The organism is Neobacillus drentensis, assembly GCF_021560175.1.
Taxonomy (GTDB): domain Bacteria; phylum Bacillota; class Bacilli; order Bacillales; family Cytobacillaceae; genus Neobacillus; species Neobacillus drentensis_A.
Map to the genome: position 1 here is coordinate 557,216 of NZ_CP091110.1, position 18,285 is coordinate 575,500.

The window sequence follows — 18,285 nt, forward strand, 5'->3', positions numbered from 1 at the left end:
TCAAAAATTCCTATTGATTGTATTTTGATAGTGTTGCTAATTGCACATCAGGCCCATTGTCATTGTCTACTTCGGCAATGATATCTTTGTCCACTTTAAAATCCAGTGTCCCCCTGATATCGGAAGAAGAAGCTCCGATCTTGAATTTATAGGTTCCTTTTTCAACAATCCAAGAGGAGGTAGATGCATCAAAAGAAGCAATGTCCTTTGGATCGATAAAGAAGTTGAATGTCTCTTTTTGACCAGGCTTTAGCTCACGGGTTTTTCCGAAGGCTTTAAGCTCAATGGCTGGTTTTTCTAATTTTCCATCAGGCGCGCTTACATAAACTTGGGGAGCATCCTTCCCCGCAAATGAACCAGTATTAGTAACCTTAAACGAGACTTTGATTTTATTAGATAAGCTGTCTTTGTTTAATCTAAAGTCACCATAATCAAAAGTGGTATAGGAGAGACCGTAGCCAAACTCGTAAGCAGGCTTAACATTGAAGGTAGAATAGTAACGGTAACCAACATAAATATCTTCTGTATATTTTACTAAGTTGGGATTGCCATCAGAGCTTGGGAAGTTCGCATAGCTTGGAGCATCCTCCAAACGAATTGGGAATGTCTCAGGAAGTTTACCAGATGGATAGGCTTTTCCAGAAAGAACATCTGTAAGGGCGTTTCCAGCTTCCATTCCTGGCTGCCAGGATAATAAGATGGAGTCTACGTCATTTCTCCAAGTTACCGTGTTAAATGGTGCACCAACATTTAAGACTACTACTACCTTTTTATTTACTGCATGGAAAGCAGTAGATACCTTTTTAATTAGTTCTAATTCTTTTGCAGTTGGTTCAAAGGTTGTAGCATTTCCATCTGCCCCCTCGCCAGAACCTCGAGCAATCACCACCACGCCAATATCTGAATTCTGAGCCATATAGGCTGCATCCTCAGTGGTAAGATTTTCATTAATTTCAGCATCACTAGCATTAGTAGTAATAGGTGTATATCCTGCGTTAGTTAGTCCATCTGGAAGCTGTACGGAATGTGTTGGAGTAACATAGGCACTGCCGGTACCCATTAGGAACATTTTTGTAGCGGCATTATCAGTTGTACAGGCAGATAAAGGAGTTCCAAAGCCGCAGCTAGGCATTGAATAGGAGTTACCTACTATACCAACCTTTTTCACTTTATTATCAAACGGAAGAGCTTTATTTTCATTTTTCAATAAGACCATTCCTTCTGGAGCGGCTTCTCGTGAGATCTGTGCATCAGAAGCAGCTAGATCGGGACTAACGCTTAGTTTCGAATTATCAACGGTACTTAACTTTTTGAAAGTAGGGGATTTAACCACTAAGGCAAGAATATTTTCGATGGCGGTATCAAGTTTTTCCTCTGATAATGAACCATCTAAAATCGCCGCTTTTACTGCCGCCTTACCCACAGCATTTAAACTTGGCATGGACAAGTCATTTCCACCGTTCAACATAGCAATACCATTATTTTTAGATCCGCCCCAGTCTGTCATGACCATGCCATTAAAGCCCCAGTCACTTCTTAATACATCATTTAAGAGCCAGGAATTATGGGCAGAGAAAGGTCCATTAATAGAGTTATAGGAACTCATTACAGTCCATGGTTGAGCTTCTTTAACCACCCGTTCGAAACCTGCTAGGTATATTTCTCTTAAGGCGCGTTCAGAAATAATTTCATTCACTGACTGTCTGTTGGTTTCCTGATTATTGGCGGCAAAATGCTTCATGCTGACACCAACGCCTTGATCCTGAACCCCTTTAGTAAACTGAGCTGCCATTTCACCGCTTAGAAGTGGATCCTCGGAGTAATATTCGAAGTTCCGTCCGCCGCGGGGATCCCTATGTATATTCAAGGCAGGTCCTAAAATCACATCCACACCATAATCAAGAGTTTCTTTTCCCATAGCTGCCGCCACATTATACATGAGGTCTTTATTGAAGCTTGAAGAGAGGGCTGTTGGAATAGGGAAACCTGTTGTAGATTTATTTACAGTCGATCCAAAGCGAAGCCCAGCTGGGCCGTCCGCAAAGTTGAGCTTCGGAATGCCAAGCCGTGGAATGGCAAAAGTACCGCCTGCAGCCCCTGAAATGGAAGCTCCTGCTCCGCCAATTAAATCAATTTTTTCATCCAGTGTCATAGCTCTAATAACGGCTGGAATGGAAGCTTGGTCAACTAAAATTGGCGTTTGTCCCTCGGTTGGCCCAGTTTGAACACTACTGTTATCTGATGAAATAGCTGTAGTATTTACCTGTTCAGCCGGCTGTTCCTCAGCAAACGCACTTGTATAACCTGATGATAATAACATAAGACTAAACATGGATGTACTTAGAACTTTGTAATAACCCTTCACACGTAACAACCCCTTTTTTATTTGAAAACCCTTACAATAAAAAGGGTAGCATGTAAATGATAATTCGATAATTACAAGAAGTAGCACTAACTTGCGATTTACTAGATTAATTTGTTATTATCTGAAAATTCAAATAAAAATAAAGAAAACAAGGGTATTTATTCATATTCCATAGACAATATCCGACATGACTTTAGTAACAGGAGTAGTAATCGCTAAAAGATTGGATGGAGTTTAGTACTTGTTGTTTTCTATTGTCTATCTATAAAAAAACAAAATAGTGAAGAATTTCGCAATATAATCCAGAATATTTTCAAAACTCGGAATATTTAATGCGGTTAGACTGATTTTGAAAGCGTTTTTAAGTGCGATATTCTAACCAAATGAAATGAAGGGGGTATTCAATTATGTTAAAAAAACTCAAGAAAAAGAAAAAATCAAATCTACTAACCATCACTCTTACATCATCGTTAATTCTCTCAGGAATCACCTTTGACATTGCGTCCGCTCAGAGTCCAGATTCATCAACCGTACAACAAAACCAAACTTCTATTGTACAAACAACACCATCATTCTTAACCGATGCTGCTTCTATTGAGAGTGTTATTCAAGCGATGAGCCTCGAGGAAAAGGCTAAATTCGTTGTAGGTGTAGGAATGCCTGGATTCGGGGGGACACCTCCATTTGAAGTAACTGGAGCTGTAGGCGGTACATTTGGAATTCCTCGCTTAGGTATCCCTGAACTGCGTTTAGCTGACGGGCCGGCAGGTCTTAGGATCAGACCGACAAGACCAGGTCAAACCCAAACTTATTATGCAACCGCTTTCCCAATTGCAACGGCTCTAGCCTCAACTTGGGATCCTGCAACAGCAGAAGCAGTAGGACAAGCTCAGGGAAATGAAGTGAAAGAATACGGTGTTGACCTTTTACTAGCACCGGCACTCAATATCCACCGTAATCCATTAAACGGACGAAACTTCGAATACTATTCAGAAGACCCTTTAATTGCAGGGAAAATGGCTGCGGCGATGGTAAATGGGGTACAATCCAATGGTGTTGGTGCAACAATCAAACACTTTGCTGCCAATAACCAGGAAACTAACAGGAATAGCATTGATACGATAGTTTCAGAACGTGCTTTAAGAGAAATTTATCTTAAAGGCTTCGAAATTGCTGTAAAAGAATCCCACCCTTGGTCGGTCATGAGTTCCTATAACAAACTTAATGGAACCTACACATCCCAAAATGCGGACTTGCTTACAACTATTTTACGTAAGGACTGGGGCTACACAGGCTTTGTAATGACAGACTGGTTTGGCGGGGATAATCCGGTAGAACAAATGAAAGCTGGCAATGACATGATTATGCCAGGTATGTCGTATCAATCCGAATTAATTAAGGCAGCTGTTGAAGGTGGGAATATGGATGAATCGGTCCTTGACCGTAATATTAAAAACATTCTCCAGATCGTCATCCAAACCCCTGAGTTTAAAAAGTATCAAAACACAGACAAGCCAGATTTGACGGCTCATGCTCAAACAGCTCGAAATGCAGCGGCAGAAGGGATGGTTCTATTAAAGAACGACAAGATGCCGCTTCCTATCAGCAAGGACCAGAAGATTGCTATATTTGGCAATACACAAATTGAAACAGTTAAAGGAGGTACAGGAAGCGGCGATGTCAATGCGGCTTACACTACTTCTATTGTTGATGGACTAAAGACTGGTGGATACCAAATAAATCAACGTCTACTTCAAGAATATAAGACATATATTGATACATTACGCTCGCAGGATCAGTATAAAATTAAACAAAGTCCATGGGGTGAGGATTTTGGCAAGTTAATCCCAGCCATTCCTGAAAAGCCTTTGGCAGATAGCGAAATTGCTTCTTCTTCCAAAGAATCGGATATCGGAATCATTGTAATTGGCCGTATTTCTGGAGAAGGTGCGGACCGTAAAGTTGTAAAAGGGGATTATTTGTTAAGCGATGCAGAACAAGAAATGATTTCGAAGGTATCAGCAGAGTACCATAAGCAAGGAAAAAAGGTGGCAGTTATTTTGAATATTGGCGGGCCCATCGAAGTGGCAAGTTGGCGGGATAAAGTCGACTCAATCCTATTAGCATGGCAGCCAGGTCAAGAAGCAGGTTATGCTGTTGCGGATGTTATTTCCGGTAAAGTCAATCCCTCTGGGAAACTAGCAACTACTTTCCCAGTAAAATACAGTGATGTGGCATCGGCGAATAGCTTTCCAGGTACACCTGTTGGTAACCCAAAACAGGTGGTCTATAACGAAGACATTTATGTTGGCTACCGCTACAATACCACGTTTAATGTAAAGCCTGCTTATGAATTCGGTTATGGATTGTCATATACTAGCTTTGATATTAATCATTTAAATATTAACGAGGGCAAGAAATTTAAAGACAAGCTTAAGGTATCTGCTATGGTTGAGAATACAGGTAACCTCTCTGGAAGAGAGGTTGTCCAAGTGTATGTTTCCGCACCAGATGGAAAACTTGAGAAACCTGCAGTTGAATTAAAAGCCTTTGGTAAAACAAAGGATCTTAAACCTCATCAGCGTGAGCTTCTTCAATTCGAGCTTAATGCCAAAGACCTTGCCTCCTACGATGAAGGGGAAAATGCATGGGTTCTTGAAAAGGGCACATATACCGTAAAAGTTGGGGCGTCCTCAGAAGATATTAAAGAGTCTGCTACATTTACAGTAGATCATGATATGGTCGTTGAAAAAGTTAACGAGGCATTGGCACCGAAAGTTGAATTTGAGAGACTTACTAAATAAAGAAAAAATGATCAAAGCCAGCCATCTCGTAGTCTCTGAAGGCTGGTTTTTTATAGTTTTACACAGAATTATTAAACGGTATAATTCTGACACATGCTGCATTTTAAATGAGATTGTCGACATTTGGAAATTTACGTATAATAGGTTTATCTATGCTGAGGGATCGGAGTTGTGATATGAGCAGATTATCCATCATCGCGTATTCTGTTGGAAGTTTGTTTTTCTTAATTAGTTGCTCATTTTCATTCTATTATGGCTACAAGGTAATCACGCATGATTTACCTAAGGAACAGAAAACAGTAGAAAAGTATAACTATCATTTTGTGCTAGTTCCAGAAGAGCTAGACAATGAATATTGGAAGCTTGTCGAAAAAGGAGCAGAAGATGCGGCCAATAAATATGGAGTGCTTCTGGAATATGCTGGTCCAAAGCAGGCAAACATTGATGATCATGTGAAGACGATTGAAATGTCAGCTGCCTCCAAGGTAGACGGAATCATGACTCAAGGATTAAGTGATGAGCAATTTACACCGCTGATCGACCGGGTCGTAGCCAGCGGGATTCCTGTTGTAACTGTTGATACCGATGCTGCTAACAGTAGAAGAATGGCCTATATTGGAACCGATAATTATTATGCGGGTTATTTGGCAGGAAAAGCTTTGATAGCGGATACATTCGGGAAGGTAAATGTTGCCATCATTACAGGCAGTTTTTACGCGAACCATATGCAGCAGCGGGTCAAGGGGTTTGAAGATGCCGTTAAACCGGAACCAAGAATTAACATCATTGCAGTGGAAGAATCCGAGATTAGCAGGGTAAAGGCAGCAGAAAAGGCCAATCAAATTTTGCAGGATCATCCGGAGGTTACAGCCTTTTTTGGTACAAGCGCCCTTGATGGAATTGAAATAGCCCATGTGGTAAAAAAATATCATAAACAAAAGCAGATCTATATCATTGGCTTTGACACGCTCCCTGAAACAATAGAGTTTATCCGTGAGGGCACCATCCATGCAACCGTTGTTCAGGAACCATATCAAATGGGGTATGGAGCCGTTAAAATGATGATTGATCTTATTCAAGGAAAAAAGGTTCCGCCAGTCGTCCATACCGATACTCGGATTTTAAGAAAAGCGGATCTGCCTGTGAGTAATCAGTTCCGAAGGGCGGTTGATCAATGATGCTATTTCGGATCCGTTCTAAACTATTACTTTATTTTATTGTCCTAGTCGTTTTACTAACCTCAGTCGGAATGTTCTTTTATGACAGAAGTGAAAAACTTGTTTCTGAATACGATGAAAGCTTTGAACGTTTTCTTTTACTGAATGATATCTCACAGAGAAGTAATCTCCTTACAGAAAAGCTGCATGGATATATCTTAGATAAGGAAAAATCATATCTTCATGAATATCGAAGCGAAAAGTTGAAGTTAATTAAGGACCAGAAGAGACTGATTAAAGTGATGAACAGCAATGATGTGACCCTTACAAATTACAAAAATATGATTGACAGCTTCCTAGATGAGGGAGATGCTACCATCGGCACATTTGAGCAGGATCAGATTAATCAATATTCAAACCACTTTAACGAAGTTTTGAAAATTAACTCGTTTCTTCAGGAAAGTACATTAGCTTTATTGAATAATAAATTAACAGACTATCAAAAATTTTATGACCAAATGGAGCAGCAAAATCATTTTTATAAGCTCCTGTCGATGTCCTTATTCGCGGCGGCCTTTTTCCTTAGCACTTTATTGGCATTATGGATTTCCGGCGGGATTACAAGGCCGATTAGTATGTTATCGAGTGCTGCTAAAGAGATAGCAACAGGTAATTTATCCGGTGATGATATTAAAATTACCACAAAGGATGAACTTAAGCTACTAACAGAAACCTTTAATCAAATGCGTACGAATTTAAAAGTACTGGTTACCGAGATTAAACAACAAGGTGAACTCGATAAGCTGTTAAAGGAATTAGAGTTGAGAAGTCTGCAAAACCAAATCAATCCGCACTTTTTATTCAATACCCTCAATACTGTTTCAAAGATGGCCTACCTTGAAGAAGCGGAGGAGACGTCAAGGTTGATCGAAGCAGTTGCTGCCTTATTACGATACAATCTAAGTGATTTCGATAAAGTCTCAACCTTAAGAGACGAAGTAAGTATTGTGAAAGAGTATTTCTTTATTCAAAAAACAAGATTCGGTGATCGAATTCAATTTATAACGGATATTCAAGAGGAATATTTGGATATGGAAATCCCGAGTTTGGTTCTCCAGCCATTAATTGAGAACGCCTTCATTCATGGGGTCGAAGAATATGAAGAAAATGGTGTGATCGAGCTCCATATTTACCGGCTGAATGACCGTATTAATGTAGAAGTCATTGATAACGGGGTAGGAATGGACGAGCGGACGAAAAAGAAACTAACTAATTACGTCCATCATTTCGAATCAGAGGAAACCGCTGAAAAGGCAAAGCCAAAAGGTCAATCCAATGGGATTGCAGTCAAAAATGTGATTAGAAGGCTGCAGCTCTTTTACCATAGAAAAGATATTGTTGAAATAGAATCAGAACTAAACAATGGAACCATTTTCCGACTGACGATTCCTGTCGCAGCCAAAGGAGGAACCGAACTTGTTGAAAATTCTTATAGCAGATGATGAGGTACTCGAACGAAAAGCAGTAGCAAAAATCATTCAAAGCTCTAAAGCGGATGTCATGGTGATTGGGGAAGCACAGAACGGAAGAATTGCGATTGAAATGGCCCAAGAACATCGGCCGGACATCATTTTTATGGATATTAAAATGCCTGGCATTGACGGCGTTCAAGCGGTGAAGGAAATTAAAAAGTTCGATCAGGGCATTCGTTTTATCATGGTTTCAGCATTTAATACGTTTGAATATGCAAAGGAGGTCATGCAGCAAGGGGTAAAGGAATACATTCTCAAGCCAAGCAGTAAAAAGGATCTTCTTGAAAGCATGCAGCGGGTCGCAGAGGAAATCCAGTCAGAACGAAAGCAAAAGGAAGAACAGCAAAGCTTAAGAGCAAATCTGGACCGGGCCGTGTCGATAGCTCAAAAAGAATGGGTTACCTCCTTACTAATGAACCAGGTGCAGGATATATCATTTGATGAATGGAGTCAGCTCCTTGGTGTAGAAATTACATCCGGATATATGATGTTATTTTCATTAAAATCATCCTCTCAGGCGGAATTGTCCCTGCCGGAAAAAGAGAAATGGTACAACTGGCTAAAGGATTCGCTCCAATCGAATGTCGTCAAACATGAAATTATGGTGGGAGCAATGATGGACTGCCAAGTTCCCGTTTTATTCTTGTGCAAAAAGTCGGCAGAGAAAAGTCATTTTAGGACTAATGCTGAAACCGTCATCGACACCCTTTATCGCTTATTCAAACAAGAACGCCTTGGGGCAGAAATGAAAATTGGCATTGGTCACCCCTATAACTATGCACATGAGCTTAATCGGTCTTACCATGAAGCGGTCTTGGCACTCGACGAGCTTTTAAAAATGCCGAACCGTAAATATTTATTCTCTAACAAGCAGGGACAAGCTTTTGAAGTTCCCACTGACTCAGAGGTGATTGAGGTAGAGAAAAAGCTGCTTGATAGTGTTAGACAAGGGGATGTCAACCAGGTGATGTTAATCTTTGATTCCTTTGTCGCAAAGATTAGCACCAATACGGTAACAGCATCTTTTGTTAAAAAATCGTTTGATGAGCTGTTTATTCTCATTTCCCGTATGCTGCATGATTTAGGGATTAACTATGAACGGATTCCCAACATCGATGAATCGGAGGATATCCGGATGGTTTTGGAAACGGGCAAGTCGCACTTACTTGCAGTTGTCCAGCATGTCCAGGTGTGGCGGAATAATCACGCTAAGGGGATGCTGCAAAAAGCAAAGGATTTTATAGAGACGCACTATGCGGATTCTATTACACTAGAATCTGTCGCTGAATACGTCGAATTAAGTCCGTTTTATTTTAGCAAGCTTTTTAAAGATCGATTTGGAATGACCTTTATAGATTACTTGACGGAGATTAGGATCAAGAAAGCTAAAGTGGAAATGCTGAACCCCGGAAAGAGTATGAAAGAAATCTGTTTTTCAGTCGGCTACCGGGATCCAAACTACTTCAGCAGGGTATTTAAGAAGCTGACAGGATTATCGCCAAGTGAGTTTCGAAAGGCAACGGTAAATTAGGAGAATATTGTTTAGGGCCAATTTCCTGTGAAATTGGTCCTTGTTTTTTTGTAAAATAAAGCTGTTTTATTACATAATTGTTTCAAAGATTGCAAAATAATCTAGGAAATCACAAATTAGTGCTATAGGTAGTACCTATTGTAACCGTTGTCACCATGATACGATATTTGCAAGGGCTTACATTAAGACTGAATTAAGCTCCAAGAAAACAGCTTAATAGGGTCTTTATAAAAAGAAAAAAGGGAGATTGATGAGAGTGAAGAAAAAAGGTTTGATTCTATCATTAACAGTCGCATCTAGTATTCTATTAGCAACAGGTTGCAGCAGCAGTTCGACAAGCGGCTCTGGGGATTCTGGAAAGAAGAGCAACGACCTTCCAGCTGTAGGAGCAACCATCTATAAGTTCGATGATAACTTCATGTCATACGTACGTCGCGCGATGGAAACGTCAGCAAAAGGAAACGTGAATTTAATGCTGAACGACTCACAAAATGACCAAGCCAAACAAATCGAGCAAGTGGATACGTTAATCGCTAAAGGTGCAAAATCACTGGCGATCAACCTAGTAGATCCAAAAGCAGCACAAACGATTGTAGACAAAGCGAAAGCTAAAAATATTCCTGTTATCTTCTTCAATAAAGAGCCAGATGAAAGCGTATTAAACGGCTATGATAAAGCTTACTATGTAGGAACCACTTCTTCAGAATCAGGCGTTCTGCAGGGTGAATTAATCGCAAAGGCTTGGGAAGCTAACAAAGATAAGTGGGATAAAAACCACGATGGCAAACTTCAATATGTGTTATTAAAAGGGGAGCCAGGACACCCAGATGCAGAAGCGCGTACAAAATATGTAATTGACACCGTAAAGTCTAAAGGAATCCAAGTAGAACAATTAGCAATGGATACAGCGATGTGGGATGCAACAAAAGCAACTGAAAAGATGGATGCTTGGGTTTCTAAGTACAACGATAAGATTGAATTTGTAATTGCCAACAACGATGGTATGGCATTAGGTGCGATTTCTTCACTTGAAAAAGCAGGCTACTTCACTGGCGATAAGTTTGTTCCAGTTGTAGGGGTTGATGCGATTCCGGAAGCACTTGAAATGATCGAAAAAGGCAAAATGGTTGGTACAGTCTTGAATGACGCGAAGAACCAAGGAAAAGCAACAATTGACCTTGCAGCAAATGCAGCAAAAGGAAAAGATGTTTTAGATGGAACTGAGTGGAAGCTTGATGACAAGAAAGCAGTTCGTGTTCCTTACGTTGAAATTACGAAGGACAACATCCAAGTTGGTAGGGATGCTTATAAATAAGAAAAGCGGAAGCGCCTTGAACAGGGGCGACAGGCATAAGACGAGCCGGCGAGAAGGCTGCTTTTTAGCCTTCTTGACGGATTGGCTTATGACCCCGAGCCCCTAGGCGCTGTAGCTAGACAAATAAGTAAATGTGAAAAGCGCCTGTTCGGGGGTAGGAGTCATCTTCCCCTCGGCGCTCTTCGAACAAAGGAAAAGATCATGCTTTTCCTTCGTTCGGAGACCTAAGCCTTCATCTTTGTGAAGCTGGATACCGAGCAAATATTAAATTCAACTACTTCTTATTAAATAGATATGAGCTGGACCTGGAAGGACCACTCATATTTTTTAAATGGTTAAGTTAGGAGGTTCACTTATGACAGGATCTAGTACTACCTATCTACTTGAAATGCAGAATATCACAAAAAGATTTCCTGGAGTACTTGCATTAGACAATCTTAGCTTGAAAGTGAGGCCGGGTTCGGTTCATGCCTTAATGGGAGAAAACGGTGCAGGAAAATCAACCTTAATGAAATGTTTATTCGGTATTTATTCGATGGACAATGGCAAAATCATCTTTAATGGAAGTGAAATTTCATTTGCCAATTCCAAGCAGGCATTAGAAAACGGCGTTTCCATGGTGCACCAAGAATTGAACCAAGTCCGCCAGCAAAATGTTATGGACAATATATGGCTGGGCCGTTACCCGAAAAAGGGTATTTTCGTAGATGAAAAGAAAATGTACGAGGACACCGCTGCGATATTCAAAGGTTTAGATATAAATATCGACCCCCGCAGTAAGGTAAGTTCATTATCTGTATCAGAGATGCAAATGGTTGAGATTGCAAAAGCTGTATCGTATCATTCAAAAATTATCGTAATGGATGAGCCAACCTCATCCCTTACAGAGACGGAAGTAAATCACTTATTTAGAATCATTAAGCGGCTTCAAAGTGAGAATGTGGCCATTATTTATATCTCGCACAAAATGGAAGAAATCTTAAAGATTTCAGACGAAGTAACGATCATGCGGGATGGCCAGTACATTGCGACTAGAAGTGCAAAAGACCTGACAACAGATGAAATCATTAAGCTAATGGTAGGCCGGGACTTATCACAGCGCTTTCCCGCTAAGGAAAACAAACCAGGAGATATTATTTTAAAGGTTTCTGATCTAACGGCAGAAACACAGCCGTCTTTTGAAAATGTAAGCTTTGAATTGAAAAAGGGTGAAATACTCGGAATTGCCGGCTTAGTAGGTTCTAAACGGACAGAAGTACTCGAAGCAATTTTTGGAATCAGGTCATTAAAATCTGGAAAAATTGAGCTGAACGGCAAGGCGGTTAAAAATCAATCGCCACAACATGCCATCAAAAACGGTTTTGCCCTTGTAACTGAAGAAAGAAGATCCACTGGTATATTTTCCGATTTAAGCATTAGCTTTAATTCAATCATTTCAAACATGAAGCAGTATAAAACAAAGAGTGGATTCCTTTCCAATAAGAAAGTAGCCGACGATACCCAATGGGTAATTGATTCGATGAAAGTGAAAACACCATCACAAAAAACTTCAATTGGCAGTTTATCCGGCGGAAACCAGCAAAAGGTTATTATCGGGCGCTGGCTATTGACTAAGCCTGATATATTATTGCTTGATGAACCGACACGAGGCATTGATGTTGGGGCAAAATTCGAGATTTACCAATTAATCAACAAATTAGCAGCAGACGGAAAGGGAATTATCATGATCTCTTCCGAAATGCCGGAGCTGTTGGGTACGACAGATAGAATTCTTGTAATGAGTAATGGAAAAGCAGCTGGGATCGTTGATACGAAGACGACTTCTCAAGAAGAAATCATGCGATTAGCCGCATTGTATTAGGAGGCGACAAAAATGAGTACAGAAGCATTAAAAAAATCGGGATCTAAGGTAGCGAAAAAATCGAAATCAGGTTTCTCAAAATGGATTGTTGATAATGTTATTTATCTAGTATTAATTCTACTAGTCGTTGGGATCGTTGTAGCATCTCCAGATTTCTTATCGATGACGAACTTAATTAATATTCTAAGTCAGGCGTCATCACGTGTTATTATTGCCCTTGGGGTAGCAGGTATTTTGATTCTGGCCGGTACTGACCTTTCAGCAGGCCGGATGGTCGGTTTGGCAGCAGTTGTTTCAGCTTCCATGCTTCAAGCCAGTGACTATGCTTATAAAATGTACCCGCATTTACATGAATTACCACTATTTGTTCCAATTATTATTGCGATGCTAGCAACTGGTTTCATTTCTGCCATCAGTGGTGTGATTGTAGCAAAATTTCATGTGCCGCCATTTATTGCCACATTAGGTATGATGATTGTGGTTTACGGTACATCTTCCATCTACTTTGACCGTCCTCCGTATGGTGCACAGCCGATTGGCGGTTTAAGCGAGAAGTTTACAACGTTTGCACAAAGAGGAATTAAGCTTGGTCAATATGAATTTCCATATCTAATCTTCTATGCCATTATTGTATCGCTTATTATCTGGGTTATTTGGAATAAAACACAGCTTGGTAAAAATATGTATGCAATTGGCGGAAATCCTGAAGCAGCAAAGGTTTCAGGGGTTAACGTAGCCAAGAATATCATCATCATCTATATGATCGCAGGTCTTCTTTACGGCTTCACCGGTGTTCTTGAAGCAGGTCGTGTAGGTAGTGCCACTAATAATACAGGTAACATGTACGAGATGGACGCGATTGCAGCCTGCGTAGTCGGCGGGGTATCATTGACTGGTGGTATTGGAACGGTACCAGGTATCGTAACGGGAGTTCTTATTTTCCAAGTTATCAACTACGGATTAGCTTTCCTTGGCGTAAGCCCGTATATCCAATTCATCGTAAAAGGCTTAATTATTATCGTCGCGGTAGCCTTCGATATGCGCAAACACGCAAAGAAAAAATAAACACAAAACAATAGGGCAGCCTCCAACATGGAGAGCTGCCTTTTTCTATTATAAAGAAAACGCAACCAATGATGTTATTTGAATCATTGATTGTTCGATATTATAGAATATCTTTGGAAATGGAAAAAATAAGATAGGAATAGAGATAAACAGTTTATAAGCAGAGTTTATTACAGGTGTAAGTTTGAAAAATAATATATTTCAGAAATATTTAAATAAATAAATAATATACTAGACGAATGAAATTAATTGTATTACAATACTAAATATCAATTAATTCAACGACTAAACATACCTATCCTATTAAGATACTAAATAATGGATGTTTTTGTCAGAAAAATCAAATAAATAGATAAAGGGGATGTCATGATGAAGAAGAATTTTGCAAAGATGTTTATGGCTTCAACATTATTGGCTGGCGTATTAGCCGGATGTTCGGGAGCAAAAGATAGTGCTGGAGGAGGAGGAGACACCGTTAAATTGGGTGTAAACCTAGAACTTTCCGGCGGAGTTGCTTCTTACGGGGAGTCGCTTGCTTCAGGTATCAATCTTGCGGTTGATGAAATTAACAAAAAGGGCGGAGTTGACGGCAAGAAGATCGAGCTTGTTAAAGTCGACAATAAATCAGATGCAGCGGAAGCTACTAACGGTGCTATTAAGTTAACCAGCCAAGATAAAGTAACAGCCATTATCGGTGCTGCTACAAGCGGTGACACCGTTGCCCAGGCGGAAATCGCTGATAGCAATAAAACTGTTTTATTAACTCCATCAGGAACAGCTCCAAACGTAACAGTTACAGATAAAGGAAAATTAAACGAATACGTATTCCGTACTTCTTTTATTGATCCATTCCAAGGAACAGTTGCAGCCAACTTTGCAGCTAACGAATTAAAGGTTAAAAACGTTGCGATCTTTGCTGATAGTGCAAGTGACTATGCAAAAGGTTTGGCAGCTTCATTTAAAGAAACGTTTGAAAAAGCAGGCGGTAAGGTTGTCTCTGAAGAGGCATATGTTGGAAAGGATACAGACTTCCGTGCAACATTAACTCGTATCAAGGCTAAAAATCCTGAATTTATCTTTATCCCTGGATATTACGAAGAAGTTGGTTTAATTGTAAAACAAGCTCGTGAAATGGGCATCACTGCTCCTCTAATGGGTGCAGATGGCTGGGATTCACCGAAATTAGTAGAATTAGCTGGTAAAGATGCGTTAAACAATACTTATATCACAAATCACTATTCTTCTGAAGACCCAGACAAAAAGATCCAAACGTTTGTATCTGCTTTTAAAGCAAAGAACAATGGAGAATCACCGAATGCGTTCAACGCTCTTGGCTATGATTCAGTTTATCTATTAGCAGATGCGATTAAGAGTGCAGGAAGCACTGACCCTAGCAAAATTAAGGCAGCTTTAGAAAAAACTAAAGATCTATCCCTTGTTACTGGTGTGGTTACGATTGACAAAAATCACAATCCGATTAAATCTGCAACAGTCTTAGAATATAAAGACGGCAAGCAAGTATTTAATACAAAGGTTGATCCTAAGTAATTCTCGAAATATAATTTTATAAAAAGACTTTTTCACTTCAATAGTGAAGGAGTCTTTTTTTTGCTTTGTAGGAAATTATAAATTTTTCTATGTGTAAGTATTACGAGTGATCTACGTCCAGCTCCAGCGCCCAGCGACTAGTGTACTTCGCCCATCTCCCTACGATAAGTCAACATCGAATCGCTTTCGCTCTTCGTGTTTCCTTTATCTCAGTCGATGTGCTCCAGTCCATACGTCGCTAAACGGGCGCTTCCGCATTTGTACTTGGCATAATTCTTGCATATTAATTGAGCGTAGCCATATTTACTTCGCTTTTTTAATTTACAGGAGGTGCTTTTGAAGTGAATAAAATAATTTCAAGGGAAGATGTTTCATCCCTTTTTACAGATGGAATGACAATAATGGCTGGGGGCTTTATGGGGGTGGGGACACCTCAGGAACTTGTTACGGCAATGCTTGAAGCGAATGTAAAGGAAATTACCTTAATCGCTAATGACACCGCTTTCGTAGAAACGGGTGTAGGACCTTTAATTGTAAATAAACGAGTGAAAAAAGTGATTGCCTCACATATTGGAACAAACCCAGAAACTGGCCGGCAAATGATTGCTGGCGAAATGGAAGTAGAACTAGTTCCACAAGGAACCTTGGCTGAACGTGTACGTGCCGGAGGTTCAGGATTAGGCGGAGTGTTAACTCCTACTGGAGTAGGAACTGTTGTCGAGGATGGGAAAGAAAAAATTACCGTCGACGGCCGGGAATATTTGCTTGAAAAGCCCCTTCGTGCTGAGGTTGCCTTGTTGAAAGCTTTTAAAGCGGATAAAGCAGGAAATTTAATTTATCACCGTTCTGCCAGGAACTTTAACCCATTAATGGCCTTGGCTGCTGACACTGTTATTGTCCAAGTGGAGCAGCTTGTAGAAGTGGGAGAAATCGACCCAGATGAAGTTATGACACCTGGAATCCTGGTCGATAAAATTTATGTCCAAGGAGGTCGTCAATCATGATGACTACACTCGTTAATCCAAAACAAATCATCGCTGCACGCGTGGCAAAGGAATTGAAGGATGGAGATGTGGTGAACTTGGGCATTGGGCTGCCAACCATGGTGCCAAACTACTTGCCTGATGGTGTGAACGTGATTTTACAATCAGAAAATGGCTATGTGGGTCTTGGACCTTTAGAGGGCGATATTGATCCAGATTTAGTTAATGCCGGTGGTCAGCCAGCTGGTATTATTCGCGGAGGTGCCTTCTTTGATAGTCTGTTTTCCTTCGAATTAATTCGCGGCGGACATGTCGATGTTACTGTTCTTGGCGGGCTAGAAGCAGATGCAAAAGGAAATCTTGCTAACTGGATGGTTCCAGGGAAAATGGTTCCTGGCATGGGCGGGGCAATGGACCTTGTGACAGGTGCAAAAAAGGTGATTGTTGCGATGGAACATACGGCCAAGAATGGTTCATCTAAAATTCTCGAACAATGCCGCCTGCCATTGACCGGTAAAGGGGTAGTTGATCTAATTGTAACCGAATTGGCTGTGTTTCGTGTAACAGCGGATGGATTGGTTTTGGAGGAACTTCAAGAGGGTGTCGACCTAGAGACAGTAACGGAAAAGACAGAAGCTGATTTTACTTTAGGCCTTGCAATAAAATAAAAGTGTTTGCTAGTGAAAGAGAATGGAGAGGGCTTTTCTTAAAATCGCTGATATATGTATAAAAATCGCCTATAAACTTTAAACCCACTTATAAAGAAAATAACTTTTCAGGAGGAACTATTTATGCGTGAAGTAATGATCGTTAGTGCTGTACGGACAGCAATTGGCAGTTTCATGGGGACATTAAGTAATACACCAGCAACGGAATTAGGGGCAATTGTCATTAAAGAAGCCGTAAACCGAGCCGGGATAAGCGGAGATCAAGTTGATGAAGTCATTATGGGAAACGTTCTGCAAGCAGGTCTTGGCCAGGGGCCTGCCCGTCAAGCTGCACTCAAAGCCGGTTTGCCAATTGAGGTATCCTCTATGGCGATCAACAAACTGTGCGGTTCAGGTTTAAAAGCAGTTCATTTGGCAGCCCAAGCGATCCAAACCGGTGAAGCAGAAATTGTCGTCGCAGGCGGTATGGAAAATATGAGTCTAGCACCATACTTGCTGATGGATGGACGAACAGGCTACCGCATGGGTGATGGCAAAATTTTCGATAGTTTGATTCAAGATGGACTGCAATGTGCGATTAACTCTTATCATATGGGGGTAACCGCCGAAAACATTGCCGAACAATATGATCTCAGCCGCGAAGAGCAAGATGAGTTTGCCGCTTGGAGCCAGCAAAAGGCAGAGGCAGCCATCCAAGAAAGCAAATTTAAGGATGAGATTGTCCCTGTTGTCCTTCCACAGCGTAAGGGCGAGCCTGTCGTTTTTGATACAGATGAATTCCCTCGCTCAGGGGTGACGGCTGAAAAACTAGCAAAATTAAAGCCCGCTTTTAAAAAGGACGGTACAGTAACAGCTGGCAATGCTTCTGGAATCAATGACGGTGCGGCGGCACTAGTACTCATGAGCAGAGAAAAGGCAGAGGAGCTGGGAATTAAACCAATGGCTGTCATCCGCGGCAATGGGACCTCAGGGGTGGATCCAAAAATAATGGGAATTGGCCCTGTGCCCGCATCTAAGAAAGCACTGGCAAAAGCGGGTCTTTCTATCAATGAGATGGATTTAGTGGAAGCGAATGAAGCGTTTGCTGCTCAATCCCTGGCTGTAGGAAGAGACCTGGAGATTCCAAAAGAAAAATTGAATGTTAACGGCGGTGCGGTTGCCTTAGGCCACCCGATTGGTGCCAGCGGTGCCCGCGTATTGGTCACCTTGCTCCACGAGATGAAACGAAGGGAATCTCGCTACGGACTTGCGACGCTATGTATTGGCGGAGGGCAAGGAATTGCTACAGTGGTAGAAATGGAGAAATAACGTTGTTTCCGCAAAAGCGGAAAATTCCGTTTTTGCGGAAACGCTTTCAATTAATTTTCCGGAATAACGGAATCATTCCAGATCCATTTAGTTCATTTATATAGAAATGAATTGGCATAATTCTTGCAAATAAAATAAATAGATGTAA

At 40.8% G+C, this 18,285-nt stretch carries 12 protein-coding genes; 11 read left to right on the forward strand and 1 reads right to left on the reverse strand.

Features of this window, described 5'->3' with window-relative positions:
* Positions 1–10 precede the first annotated feature (10 nt).
* Positions 11–2,365, reverse strand: a complete 2,355-nt coding sequence (locus tag L1999_RS02675) for a glycoside hydrolase family 3 C-terminal domain-containing protein (RefSeq protein ID WP_235742114.1) — start codon at positions 2,363–2,365, stop codon at positions 11–13.
* 407 nt (positions 2,366–2,772) lie between these two features.
* Between L1999_RS02675 and L1999_RS02680 the strand changes: the two genes are divergently transcribed.
* The 11 genes from L1999_RS02680 (at position 2,773) to L1999_RS02730 (ending at position 18,137) form a co-directional block, all read left to right on the forward strand.
* Positions 2,773–5,169: a beta-glucosidase gene (locus tag L1999_RS02680; protein ID WP_235742115.1), complete on the forward strand. Its 2,397-nt coding sequence runs from the start codon at positions 2,773–2,775 to the stop codon at positions 5,167–5,169.
* A gap of 176 nt (positions 5,170–5,345) precedes the next feature.
* Complete coding sequence (locus L1999_RS02685) at positions 5,346–6,347, forward strand: sugar-binding protein (RefSeq protein WP_235742116.1); 1,002 nt, start codon at positions 5,346–5,348, stop codon at positions 6,345–6,347.
* The gene (locus L1999_RS02690; protein WP_345790873.1) at positions 6,344–7,828 is read left to right on the forward strand and encodes a sensor histidine kinase; all 1,485 of its coding nucleotides are present in this window, start codon (positions 6,344–6,346) and stop codon (positions 7,826–7,828) included. The genes L1999_RS02685 and L1999_RS02690 overlap by 4 nt, the downstream gene beginning before the upstream one ends.
* Entirely contained in the window at positions 7,803–9,389 is a 1,587-nt protein-coding gene (locus tag L1999_RS02695; protein WP_235742117.1) for a response regulator transcription factor, read from the forward strand. Before L1999_RS02690 ends, L1999_RS02695 begins: the two co-directional genes overlap by 26 nt.
* A 250-nt stretch (positions 9,390–9,639) precedes the next feature.
* Positions 9,640–10,704, forward strand: coding sequence for a galactose/glucose ABC transporter substrate-binding protein MglB (gene mglB, locus L1999_RS02700; protein ID WP_235742118.1), 1,065 nt, complete (start codon positions 9,640–9,642; stop codon positions 10,702–10,704).
* A 355-nt stretch (positions 10,705–11,059) separates the two neighbouring features.
* On the forward strand, positions 11,060–12,565 hold the full coding sequence (gene mglA / locus L1999_RS02705) for a galactose/methyl galactoside ABC transporter ATP-binding protein MglA (protein ID WP_235742119.1): 1,506 nt from the start codon (positions 11,060–11,062) through the stop codon (positions 12,563–12,565).
* Between the two features lie 12 nt (positions 12,566–12,577).
* The gene (mglC, locus tag L1999_RS02710; protein ID WP_235742120.1) at positions 12,578–13,630 is read left to right on the forward strand and encodes a galactose/methyl galactoside ABC transporter permease MglC; all 1,053 of its coding nucleotides are present in this window, start codon (positions 12,578–12,580) and stop codon (positions 13,628–13,630) included.
* A gap of 369 nt (positions 13,631–13,999) precedes the next feature.
* The gene (locus L1999_RS02715) at positions 14,000–15,178 is read left to right on the forward strand and encodes an ABC transporter substrate-binding protein (RefSeq protein WP_215045298.1); all 1,179 of its coding nucleotides are present in this window, start codon (positions 14,000–14,002) and stop codon (positions 15,176–15,178) included.
* 341 nt (positions 15,179–15,519) lie between these two features.
* Positions 15,520–16,182: an acetate CoA-transferase subunit alpha gene (gene atoD / locus L1999_RS02720; RefSeq protein WP_275677361.1), complete on the forward strand. Its 663-nt coding sequence runs from the start codon at positions 15,520–15,522 to the stop codon at positions 16,180–16,182.
* Positions 16,179–16,829, forward strand: coding sequence for a 3-oxoacid CoA-transferase subunit B (locus L1999_RS02725; protein ID WP_215045299.1), 651 nt, complete (start codon positions 16,179–16,181; stop codon positions 16,827–16,829). Before atoD ends, L1999_RS02725 begins: the two co-directional genes overlap by 4 nt.
* A 123-nt stretch (positions 16,830–16,952) precedes the next feature.
* Positions 16,953–18,137 carry an acetyl-CoA C-acetyltransferase gene (locus tag L1999_RS02730; RefSeq protein WP_235742121.1) on the forward strand — a complete coding sequence of 395 codons (1,185 nt, stop codon included), beginning with the start codon at positions 16,953–16,955 and terminating at the stop codon, positions 18,135–18,137.
* Positions 18,138–18,285: the final 148 nt, after the last annotated feature.